The following is a 1,479-nucleotide window of genomic DNA, read 5'->3' on the forward strand; positions in this document are numbered from 1 at the left end:
AACCATTTTCTTGAAGTTTAAGTCGTACTGCTTCTTCTTCATATCTCGTTCCCCTCCGCTTGATTTCATTGTATCTAAGTAAGGGGTGTACTGTCCAAGTCTAAATAGGGGCTAAATAGCTACCAAAATGGCGTTCCTTTAATTTTTTTACATATCTCTCTAAAGATCTTCTGCCCTGATCTTCTGTATTTCTAGGATACTGACTAACAGAGATTCCAAGTTCCTTGCACTTATCTATAAAATGCTTGTGCAGATACTTTACTGAATAAGTGATATTTTGAACGTTCTTTTTTTTGGCTAAAACCTTCTCATCTATACAATCACGCAAATCAGTAAATTTCTCAAGTAATAGCTCGAACGCACCTGAGTAATTTGAGGCATTTGCTTTAGGAAGATTTTCCCGTTCGTAACTCTTTAGATGAAGACCTGGGTTTAACGCTCTGAATCCCAAAATCACTCCGTATTGATCAACCATAAGACATCGCTCTACAAATCGAGTAATTTCCTTTTTTTCAATTCCTGTAACCTTAGAAATCTCACTCACGGTTGCTTCATCTTGAAGATACATTTCAACAGCCCGTTTTCTGTTTTGATATTTTTCTGAGTCTACTTCATCTAATGCATTTGTATCCACAATCGGCCATTCGGATAAATTGAGCATGTCAGGGCTAATTCCTAGTTTCTCAACTAAGCTTTTCCGTCTCATCTATCCATACCTCCGTTTCCAGACCGAAATATTCTTTATCAATATTTGCTTTGATTTCACCGGTATAGATCAAGCAAGCAACTGCTTCATAAAGCCGCGGTAAATTCAAGCTAAGTAATTGATTCAATTCCTTCAATGCTTTTCTCCCATCCTTAAGTTGAGAAATAACTTTATGGCGGTCAATTTCAACAATAGTACTGTCATTCTGTAAATATGGAAGTATATCTTTTAAATTTTCCAAATAGATTTCGTTGTTTCGAATATCTTTCTCTGTGCGTACTTGATGCTCTTTACCATGCAGTTCACACCATTTTTTTTGTATACCAATCTGTTTTACCACGTGTTCATCATTGAGATCCTTCTCATATTTAATTTCGAAAAAAATTTCGCTTCCATCTTTTTTACTAATCCACAAGTAAAAATAGAGGTTCCTTCCTCCCCTTCAATTTCAGCTTTATCTGGCTGCTCACAGAAAGAGGCAACAGTCGGATCGGCTTCAATTAACACCCAGTGATCAAATTCAAGATCACTAAATAAATTTACCTCCCTCTCTATTTTGGTGCTGTAGACGATCCAATGATTATTACCATACCGCCTACTACGCTTTTTAATTAAAGGTGTTGTATACACTCAAATCCCTTCCCATTGTTTCTTACTCAAACTTCGCAGCTTGAAATAGGCAGATAAGCCTTGAGATAACTGGGCAAACCGGCGATCCATTGTTGTAGTTGACTTTTAATTAATTTTGAAAGTTTTTTGTTTGCCGTTGCTGC

2 protein-coding genes are annotated in these 1,479 nt (G+C 36.6%); both read right to left on the reverse strand.

The genetic code is table 11. The features are described 5' to 3' along the window. Positions 1 to 100: 100 nt before the first annotated feature. Complete coding sequence (locus tag RCO25_RS34510; RefSeq protein WP_309000556.1) at positions 101 to 706, reverse strand: hypothetical protein; 606 nt, start codon at positions 704 to 706, stop codon at positions 101 to 103. Further along, a complete protein-coding gene (locus RCO25_RS34515; protein ID WP_309000557.1) occupies positions 684 to 1,121 on the reverse strand; it encodes a PDDEXK family nuclease in 438 nt (145 codons plus the stop codon). The genes RCO25_RS34510 and RCO25_RS34515 overlap by 23 nt, the downstream gene beginning before the upstream one ends. Positions 1,122 to 1,479: the final 358 nt, after the last annotated feature.

This window comes from Paenibacillus sp. LHD-38, from assembly GCF_031157315.1.
GTDB lineage: Bacteria > Bacillota > Bacilli > Paenibacillales > Paenibacillaceae > Pristimantibacillus.